This is a genomic window from Romboutsia sp., from assembly GCF_051659545.1.
Classification (GTDB): Bacteria; Bacillota; Clostridia; order Peptostreptococcales; family Peptostreptococcaceae; genus JBOFOR01.
Genome location: NZ_JBOFOR010000153.1, coordinates 21111 through 30659 on the forward strand (window position 1 = coordinate 21111; position 9549 = coordinate 30659).

Sequence of the window (9549 nt, forward strand, 5' to 3'; positions counted from 1 at the left end):
ATATATTTAATTTTAATTAAATATATGGTAAAATAAGTATTAAAAAGAGATTAAAAATATATTTAATCTCTTTTTAATATTGTAAGGAGATATAAAAATGGCTAAAAATCAAACAATACTAACTCATATGAGCTTTAAAGGTGGAAGTTCAAAAACATGTTTAAACTTAAATTTTATACAACAATTTTGCTTTAACTATCCAGATAAAAAAGTATTATTTATAGATGCAGACCCTCAATCTAATGCATCAGTATTTTTATTAGGAGAAGAAGTTATACAATCAGATATATATACATTAAAAGATGGACTAGAAAACAATATAGAAATTAACAAACTAATATTAAAATCTCCACTAGATAAATATAAAAACTTAGACATAATTGCAAGTAATATAGACATGGTTACACTTGAATTAATACTTAATACAAAACCAGGAAAAGAATATACATTATTAAATTACCTAACAGATGATAAAAACATTGATACATTATCAGAGTATGACTTAATAGTATTTGATTTAAATCCAGCAATATCTGTATTAAATACAAATGTATTTATATGCTGCACAGATATAATTCCTATAATAAACTATGGCTGCTATAGTACATTAACAGGACATGATCTTTTAATCAAAACTTATGGAGATATAAAAAAAGCACTAAGAATAGATAAAGATGATATAAGAAAACCTGTAATAAGCAAATTTGAAAAACAAGAAAACAACAAAATAAAAATGTGGCTTGAATGTGCTGAAAATAAAAATATATTAGGAAATACATTTAAGCAGACTATGAGAAAATCTGTTCACTATGAAAATTCTATTTTATACAATGAGCCAATAAGTGAATATATAAAAGAACGAAAAATAAAAACTGATATTGAAAATGAAATTACAGATTTAATAAATGAGTATTCTAAAGAAGGTTTAATAATAATTTAATTAATATTAAATTATTATTAAATCATAATTAAATATATTTTAAAAATAAATTAAATAAAGATTAAATATATTTTTAATCTATTGAAATAGAAAGAGGTATTAAGATGAACGTTGAAAATCCAATGATTAAGAAAAAAAGTGGATTACTTAATATAAAGCAACAAGTAGAAGAAAAATCAACAGGACAAGACTTTATAGAAAGTAAAAATAATAATATAAATGTATTAGATTTAATAAATAAACCAAAGGAAAAAGAAGAGAAAGTTATGTTAGGAATAAAGCTAAAAAAAGAAGTAGCTGATAAAGTAAAATCTTTTTCTTACGAAAATAACATGACAGTTTCTGAGGTCCTAGAAGATATAATATGTAAAATGTTTGACTCAGTGGAGTTAAATGAAGAAGCGCTAGTAGCCTATGAAGAAAAATATAAGAAGAAGACTAAAAAAACTAAAAAGTAGTGCGTAAAAAAATGCTCTTTATAAATATGTGCATCTTCTTGAGGTCTTCTGACTTTGGGTATCTATAAATAATATATACGAATAGGTCTCTTTATGTTAGAATTTAAATATAGAAATCGAAAAATGAATAAGAAAAAAGCTAGGAGTCTAATAAGTTTGGCGACTTACTCCTAGCTTTTCTATACAACACTCTAGACAAGAAATTTCTTGCCAGAGAATTTTTATATTGTTATTATGTTTTTATATTATCATAATAATACATAAACATCAATAATTTTGATATTTAAACAATATAAAAATATACTCATGAAATTAAAAGCTTATATTTGTTAAGCATTAATTGTGGTGAAGTAATTTAAGAAATCTCCTTGTCTTTAGTGTCAACATACTAAAAATAGAGGGGAATTTTTTTATGCAAATGACAAAGTTTTGTAATCATCTATATGATGAAACTACAGATGGTTATATTCAAATATTGAAATTAAATGATGATTACAATGGTGACAAAACCATTAAAATATATAACACAAAAAATGATGGCTTAAAAGATGTTGTTGAGGAACTACACGAGAAAGAAGATGTATTCTTATCTCCAAATACAATGTATCTGCCAAAAAGAAGAGTAGAAAATATAAGGCAATTTAGAGCTTTATTTCAAGATATAGATTGTGAAAGTATAGGGTTTGAAAAGGCTGAAACAGTTTATATGGTATGGATGTTACATTATGAAGGTAAAATACCAAAGCCAACCATGGTTACAGATAGTGGAAGAGGTGTACACCTTTATTTTAGAATTAAAAATGCTCCTTATGGAGCTTTGAATACATGGCAAGAGTTACAAGATTATATATATTACCAACTAAAACATTTAGGATCGGATAGAAAGGCTACAGATGGTGCTAGAGTACTTAGATTACCAGGAACTATCAACTCTAAATGTGACGCTGATTGTAAGGTTTTATATATAGATAATGAAACAGAATACTCTATGTATGAATTAAGAGAAGAGTATTTAAATTACAAACCTAAAGTACATCAATTACAGATGCAGCAATCCAAAAAACTTGATAATAAAGTTATTTCAAATAGATTCTTTAACTCATATAGTTTACACATGGAAAGAGCTAATGACTTAGAAATGTTATGTAAACTAAGAAAATATGATATGACGGGTTATCGAAATATGGCAGTACATTGTTATGCCTACTGGAAAGGCATATATGTTAGAGACAGTTATGAGCTTGAAAATACAGTTATAGAATTTAACAATGCATTTACTGAACCACTTAAAGAAACGGAAATAAGAGCAGTTTTAAGGTGTATTCCTAAGGCAGTAGATAAGTTTATAGCTTATGAACAAGGTATAAGAAGTGGTGAGCGTAAGAGAGTTTCTAAAGGGATGCGAGATAAGGATGGATATTGGTATAAGAATGAAACTTTAATAGATAGATTAGGAATTACAATAGTAGAACAAAGATACATGAAAACTATTATTGGGATTGATGAAAAGTATGATAGAAATAATAAAAGAAGAAGAGAAGAAAGAAGAAATGAAAATGGCTTAACTAAACGTGAAGAAGATAAAATGAAAACCATAGAGTCAATAAAAAAGTTATATCAGCAAGGATACAAACAAGTAGAGATAGTTAAAACTTTAGGATTAAGTAAAGGAAGGGTATCTCAAATAATAAAAGAACTTAAGGCTAAATAAAAAAGTTTAGCGAAATGGCTCTTTATAAATATGTGGTGTGTTCTAAAGGATTCACTATATGTACTGGTTTCAATTGATACATCCATTTAAAAGAGATAAAGACTCTATGAGGTTTAGACGATTATTTATACAATTTCATACTTCATATTCAAACACTCAAATAAAATACTTCAAAGCTAGACAACCCTTATATATTTAGAAAAAATGGTATAATATGTATGATAGTAAAAAATAGATGAGGTGTTGGTATGAAAAAAATTATAATTCTATTGTATTCTTTAGTAACTACGACTCTGTTAATAGTAGGATGTAGTAATAGCAAGGATATTAAAGATTTCAATATAGGAGAAATTTCATTAAATGAGGCTAAAAAAATCACATCTGAACAAGGATATACTTTAAAATCAGAAACTTTAACTGAATCAGATATCATGATAGGAGATTCTGAGGTGTTTAAGTTGATAGAAAATGCAAGTGTAGAAGGTGGTTACTCAAAAGATAGTTTTAATTCTATGACAGAAGATAGAAAACTTGTAGGATATGAATTAGTTGAGAAATCAAAAGAAGATGGAGCTATTATACTTTGCATGGTAATAGATGAAGGTAAAGTTATTGGAGCTTATTTAGACTATGCAGGATATGTACCAGGAATTACACCAATAGATTTTAAAGATGATTTTAAATAATTGTAACTGGTCCGTTTTGTGTCCCAATACTCCCCTCGGGGTATGAAACTTGACTGTTTTTATCAAGTTAATGCTATGAGAGAGTGGCCACGTTGGTTTTGGATTAGGAGTTACTCTTTCATGGTAAATAGTTACTATATTATAGAGATATAATTATAGAGAGATAGAGGTGTGATTAAAAGTTATGAATTACTTTGGGATACCGATAGTAACAGCTATGAAATATTTGGCTATTATATGTCTATTTTTACTAGTAGTATTAACTATATATAAGTATAATAAAAATGAAGTATATGATGGTACACTTAGGTACATGTAAAAAATAGCCATATATTGGGACTATAGGTAAGTTTGTTTTACACAAACCTATCTACAATCCCGTTAAGTTATCTATATATTAATCCAATATCTATTAAAATTTACTCCATCAGAGTCAATGTCTTTAGAATCTAAAATTCCATAATTATTTAATATAATTTTATTTGAACCAATATTAGTTTCATCGCATGTTACTAATACCTTATTTAAATTAAGCTCTTTACAAAACCTTAAAGCTTCATTTAACATTTCTGTACCAAATCCTTTTTTTCTTTGATTTGGACATACATAGTACCCGATGTGTCCTCCTCTAAAATTCAAATAATCATTGAGCTCATGCCTTACACTTGCTTGACCAACAATATTATTTGTATCAATATCTAAAGCATAAAATATTGTGTACGGAACAAATCCTTCTGGCAAATTTACTCCATTAGAATAGTTATTATATGCAATTACTGTTTTTATATTTAAACTAATATCTCACTCAAAAATACGATAATTATTTTATAAAATTTAGTATTTTCAATGCTTTAATAACTATTTCAATATATATAGATTAATTTTGAGATATTTAAAAATTAAATTTGTTGTAGCTTTGAAGTTAAAAATAGGTGATTTTTACTATTTTTCAAAAACCATACTTTTTGAAATTAAATATTAGTAATTGCAATGGTTATAAAGAACTTGTGACCGATTTACGCACGTATATCGGTGTCACCCGAATTATACATTCATTGGAATTACTAAATTTTATTGATGAGTATATATAAGATGGTTTAAAAGTTATTTTATGTAATATAATTATAGCTATGAGTGCTTAGTAACTGGTCTACTTTGTGTACTCCTACTCCCTTCGTGGTGTGGAAATTGACTGTTTTTCCAAGCTCCTGCTATAAATTTAATATTATTTTTTTAATTTTTCTTTTATATCAAACTTAAAATTAGTCGTGTTATGTTTTGAATCTAAAAAATTAATTTCAATGTAATTACTTGAGTCATGATATCCTATTCCATAAACATTATCTATAACTGAGCTATCATAGATAATACCATTTCTAACTTCATAATCTTTAGCATCTTCATTTTCTCCACTTCTTTTATAAAATTTACCACCAAAATTTGATGCAAACTTTGATCCAAGAATCATTTCTATATCACTATTTAATAGCATTTCTTGTTGGAAATGGTAATTGACAGCTATACTGTACGGACTTATCTCTACCGAATCAACTGTAAACCCATCTTTTGATTTATTCGCATCTATTACAATCACATCTGTATTTGGTGAAATTTTAAATTTAAATTCAAATGGTCCTTTTAATTCTTCATCCTTAGAATCAGATGCATATATAGAATTTATAGTGAATTTTATTTTAGTTTTTTTAGGTGCTTTATGCCCTTTAAATGACAGCATATATGAGTCGATTCCAACATATGTATAGTCATCAACATACTTTCCAGTTCTAGAAGTAAAGGTTGCATCCCCTTTTTTTAAACTTACATCTGCGTCTAAATCTAGTAAATCACCTCCAAAATCTTCTTCTTTATTAGGTAATTTGTTTTTAGATTTTATAGTATAACTAAATTGCATTAGATGGCCATCATATATTATTTGATCAATAGTTAAACTAACTCCATTTATAGTTTTAGTTGTGTCTACATCTTGAACATATTCTAAGTAGCTATATGTCTGTATTGGATCATTAAATAAATTATTAAATACAGAGAGTCCTTTAATAATAGTAGTGTTTAGTGGAGATATAGATATTACTATAAACAAAATAACTATAGATGCTATTTTAATATTTTTTAGCTTTTTCTTTTTCTTTAATAATCTACCTTTTTCAATAGTTTTTTTAGTTTCTTCTTTTATATTTTTAGGTGGTTTTATATTATCAAATTTACTCATTATCATTCTCCTTCAACATATTATACATCTTCTTTTTAGCTCTTCTTATATTAGTTTTAACTGTATTTTCATTACAGTCTACTATTTCAGAGATTTGTTGAATATTTAAGTCATAAAAGTACTGTAGTATAATTGGAGTTCGATATTTATCTTCAAGAATATTAATAGCATCATACAAATCTAATTTTTCATCAATATTGTCATAGATAATATCACCTATGTAATTGTCCAGATCAGAGTCTTTAAATTTATTGTTATTTCTATTTCTTGAATGAACATTATTTATTAGTATTTTCGTTATCCATGTTTTGAATAACTTAGGTTTTTTAAGTTTTGATATATTCAAATATGCCTTTAGTACAGTTTCTTGATAGATATCTAGAGCATCGTGTTCATTTTTAACATGCAGATATGCCATTTTATAAAGATATAGCTCTAATCTATTTATTAATTCTTCAAAAGAATCATCGTCCCCTCGCTGAACATTAATCACTAGATCTTCCTCACTACAAGTTTTTATATCTTTATTTAAAGTTCTTAATGATTTTATAATATTAGTATTAATTACCCTCTCCTCCTTAGTGATTAACTATATATATTAGACACCTTTACTTATTATTTAGTTTCAAATATTTTAAAAAATAATAAAATTCATATAATAATTATATTCTAAAGGGATCTGTTATGAAATTTTAATCAATTTGAAAAATAGAATTTTGGTTATTATTCCTAAAGAAAAGTTTAGTTTATTGTACTAGTCTTTACTTTAGTTTTTAAAAAGAGTTTTTAAAGAGTTTTTTATAGTTTTTAGAGGTTCTGAACACATTGAAACAACTTACACACAGAGGTTTAAGGTACCCAAATTAAGAGCGAAAGGTACACAAATTAAGAGTGTCAAGTACCCAAATTAAGATTTAAGGTACCCAAATTAAGAGTGAAAGGTACACAAATTAAGATAGTATTAGTGGCGAAAGGTAAACAAAAAATAAAATAAGGTTACCTTTTAGACTCTTAAATGGTATACTTTTTAAGAGAATATTAAAAAGGAGTACATTTTGAGAATGGATAAACAAGAAATACTTATGCAACCTAATAGTTTAATAAGGGGAAAATATGACTTTACACATATAGAAAATAAATTATTTTATAAAATGCTGTACAATGCTCAAAAACAATCGACATATTCAAAGGTTTATACAACAACTATCCATAAAGATGAATTGAAAAGTGTTATAAAAAATAATACTGATAGGACCGAAGACAGTATTAATACAATTTTGAATAATTTCATAACTACAATTTTAGAATTTGATTATGTAGATGAAAATAATCATCCTAGAACTTTTTCATCAGGGTTAATATCAAGTTCAAACTTTAATCATGTTACACAATGTTATGAAATTGATATACATGAAACTTTATATAAACACATCACAGACTTTATACAAATGCAGAAAAAAGGAAATGGATATACTGCTATAAATTTAGCTAAGTTATTTGAATTTAAAGGGTTATACACTCAAAGACTATATACTATTATAAGAGCTTGGACTAAATACAACAAAGAAGTTGAAGTTAAAATAAACTTACAGCAATTAAGAGAAATGCTAAAAATGAACCCTGAAATATATCCTGAATATAAAGTATTCAAACAAAAGGTATTAAAAAGGGCTATAGCTGAAATTGAGAAAACAGGTAATATGAAAATAGAATGGGGAACTGATATAAGAAAAAATAGAAGAGTAGATACGATAGTCTTGTTAGTAACTGACTATGAGCCACGAAAATATTTTACTAATGAGGAGTCTGAAGAGATAACTGAAATAGTAGATATTGTTGAAGCTAATCTAGAGTTGAACGAGAAAAAGTTAGAACAGGAAGATGGTCCACAATTTGAACCTAAATTTAAAATTGAAAATTCTAATGTGAATTTAGAATTAGAAGATAAAGATACATCATACAAAAAATTAGATTTAACGGTATTTACAAAAGGAACATTAAGAAGTTTCAAAAGATACTTTAGTAAATACAACTGGAACATAAAGGGGATGGAAGATGCCTTTGAAGATGCAGTTTCTATTGTATTTGAAACAGATGATGTAGAACTCATTAGCTCGGAACAAATGAATTACTTTAGAGGAACTTTACTTAATAAAATATGTGACTGTTGTAAAGTAGAAATAGAAAGGATAGATAGCGTAATAGAGGATGAAAAATATTCTAATGTATCTATTCTCGATTTACCAGAACTATATAAAGAAAAGGATATGATACAAGAACAGGTGAATGTTATTCAACAAGATATACTAGATAAACAATAGAAAATTTATATTGATAAGAGAATATAGGTTGCAAGAGATACAGAAATAATGAAACAAATTTTAAGTAGCTTAATACAAGGAGAAGAATAGATAATAGAAAAGTAAGGTGGACAAGGTAAAATGAGTATCAAAATTATAGGATAGAAGCTACTTTAAACACGTTTATTTAATTGGATATACATTTGTATTAAAATGGCATTAATGAACTTTAAAATGGATTTTGGAGAAAGTAGCCGTAAATCAAATAAAATAATACAAAATAGTTAAATTTAGGAGCGAAACTATACTAGAATTTGAACTTTATTGGTAGATTAGAAAAACTGCATACATAAATTCAGTATTTTAGTAGGGGATATAAATTATTTGTAGAATATCGAATATAAGCAATTAGCAAACCTAGTGGCTCAAATAAGTTTATAGGAGGATCTTTTATGGATTTAAAGATAAGTGATTTACCTCCACAATTTGAAAATATAGCAATGGAGCTAGGCATTGACAAAGTAAAGGCTTTATTTAAAGAATTTGGAGGAACATCTGTGTACTTTCCTACGGAAAAAATGATATATAAAGAAGCAAGAGATAGAGAAATTATAGCTGAGTATAATGGATTTAATCATAAAGAGTTAGCGTCTAAATATAATATGTCTGAGAGTTATATAAGGGCAATTGTAAATAGGAATAAGAAAAGTTTTTAAGGGATCTTATTCAGGGGACGACGAAATACGTGTTAAAACCGGACACTTCTCTTGTGAATACGTTGATATAACTGGAATTCATTCTTTATTTTTATATTATAAAATGTAGCATTTTGTATGTATTTCAAAAAGTACGCTTTTTGAAGCGAAAAGTTAGTAGTCACAATACTTATAAAAACATCTATCCTTTTTTAACACGTATTTCGTCGTGTACCCAAATTGTAAAAAAGTATTATTTGAATAAGCACAATTACAGGAAGTAGTAGCTATTGTAATGATAGAGCATATTTAATGTAGACTAAGATTAAAATATATACTAAAACATAAAAATATGCTAAAATTCAAATGAAGAAATCGAAAATAAAATGGAAAAAAGCCAGGAGTTCATAAGTTTGGCGACTTACTCCTAGCTTTCCTATAAGACACTCTTGATAAGAGTGGACTCTCATCAGAGATTTTTTATATTGTTATTATGTATTAATATTAACATAATAATTCTAAGATATCA

The 9549-nt window shown here is 26.4% G+C and carries 10 protein-coding genes; 7 read left to right on the forward strand and 3 right to left on the reverse strand.

Annotated elements, in window-relative coordinates; genetic code table 11:
- Positions 1-97 precede the first annotated feature (97 nt).
- The 5 genes from ACRC03_RS08540 (at position 98) to ACRC03_RS08560 (ending at position 4114) form a co-directional block, all read left to right on the forward strand.
- On the forward strand, positions 98-940 hold the full coding sequence (locus ACRC03_RS08540) for a ParA family protein (RefSeq protein WP_438652143.1): 843 nt from the start codon (positions 98-100) through the stop codon (positions 938-940).
- A 104-nt stretch (positions 941-1044) separates the two neighbouring features.
- Positions 1045-1398: a hypothetical protein gene (locus ACRC03_RS08545; protein WP_438652144.1), complete on the forward strand. Its 354-nt coding sequence runs from the start codon at positions 1045-1047 to the stop codon at positions 1396-1398.
- Positions 1399-1810: 412 nt separating this feature from the next.
- The gene (locus ACRC03_RS08550) at positions 1811-3109 is read left to right on the forward strand and encodes a hypothetical protein (protein ID WP_438652145.1); all 1299 of its coding nucleotides are present in this window, start codon (positions 1811-1813) and stop codon (positions 3107-3109) included.
- A gap of 248 nt (positions 3110-3357) precedes the next feature.
- Entirely contained in the window at positions 3358-3795 is a 438-nt protein-coding gene (locus tag ACRC03_RS08555; RefSeq protein ID WP_438652146.1) for a hypothetical protein, read from the forward strand.
- 184 nt (positions 3796-3979) lie between these two features.
- Positions 3980-4114: a hypothetical protein gene (locus tag ACRC03_RS08560; protein ID WP_438652147.1), complete on the forward strand. Its 135-nt coding sequence runs from the start codon at positions 3980-3982 to the stop codon at positions 4112-4114.
- Positions 4115-4185: 71 nt separating this feature from the next.
- Here the strand turns inward: ACRC03_RS08560 and ACRC03_RS08565 are convergent, their stop codons facing one another.
- The 3 genes from ACRC03_RS08565 to ACRC03_RS08575 all read right to left on the reverse strand — a co-directional run bounded on the left by ACRC03_RS08565 (position 4186) and on the right by ACRC03_RS08575 (position 6518).
- Positions 4186-4536, reverse strand: a complete 351-nt coding sequence (locus ACRC03_RS08565) for a GNAT family N-acetyltransferase (protein WP_438652148.1) — start codon at positions 4534-4536, stop codon at positions 4186-4188.
- A gap of 484 nt (positions 4537-5020) precedes the next feature.
- Positions 5021-6025 carry a DUF4179 domain-containing protein gene (locus tag ACRC03_RS08570; protein WP_438652149.1) on the reverse strand — a complete coding sequence of 335 codons (1005 nt, stop codon included), beginning with the start codon at positions 6023-6025 and terminating at the stop codon, positions 5021-5023.
- A complete protein-coding gene (locus tag ACRC03_RS08575) occupies positions 6018-6518 on the reverse strand; it encodes a sigma-70 family RNA polymerase sigma factor (RefSeq protein ID WP_438652150.1) in 501 nt (166 codons plus the stop codon). Before ACRC03_RS08575 ends, ACRC03_RS08570 begins: the two co-directional genes overlap by 8 nt.
- Positions 6519-7086: 568 nt before the next feature.
- Between ACRC03_RS08575 and ACRC03_RS08580 the strand changes: the two genes are divergently transcribed.
- Positions 7087-8346 (forward strand): replication initiation protein, encoded by a 1260-nt coding sequence (locus ACRC03_RS08580; RefSeq protein WP_438652151.1) that lies wholly within the window; start codon positions 7087-7089, stop codon positions 8344-8346.
- Positions 8347-8777: 431 nt separating this feature from the next.
- A complete protein-coding gene (locus ACRC03_RS08585; RefSeq protein WP_438652152.1) occupies positions 8778-9041 on the forward strand; it encodes a Mor transcription activator family protein in 264 nt (87 codons plus the stop codon).
- Positions 9042-9549 lie beyond the last annotated feature (508 nt).

What these genes read in the sequence shown, in the direction of transcription:
- ACRC03_RS08540 (WP_438652143.1), top strand. Translation starts at nt 98, where the DNA reads ATGGCTAAAAATCAAACAATACTAACTCATATGAGCTTTAAAGGTGGA.
- ACRC03_RS08545 (WP_438652144.1), top strand. Translation starts at nt 1,045, where the DNA reads ATGAACGTTGAAAATCCAATGATTAAGAAAAAAAGTGGATTACTTAAT.
- ACRC03_RS08550 (WP_438652145.1), top strand. Translation starts at nt 1,811, where the DNA reads ATGCAAATGACAAAGTTTTGTAATCATCTATATGATGAAACTACAGAT.
- ACRC03_RS08555 (WP_438652146.1), top strand. Translation starts at nt 3,358, where the DNA reads ATGAAAAAAATTATAATTCTATTGTATTCTTTAGTAACTACGACTCTG.
- ACRC03_RS08560 (WP_438652147.1), top strand. Translation starts at nt 3,980, where the DNA reads ATGAATTACTTTGGGATACCGATAGTAACAGCTATGAAATATTTGGCT.
- ACRC03_RS08570 (WP_438652149.1), bottom strand. Translation starts at nt 6,025, where the DNA reads ATGAGTAAATTTGATAATATAAAACCACCTAAAAATATAAAAGAAGAA.
- ACRC03_RS08580 (WP_438652151.1), top strand. Translation starts at nt 7,087, where the DNA reads ATGGATAAACAAGAAATACTTATGCAACCTAATAGTTTAATAAGGGGA.
- ACRC03_RS08585 (WP_438652152.1), top strand. Translation starts at nt 8,778, where the DNA reads ATGGATTTAAAGATAAGTGATTTACCTCCACAATTTGAAAATATAGCA.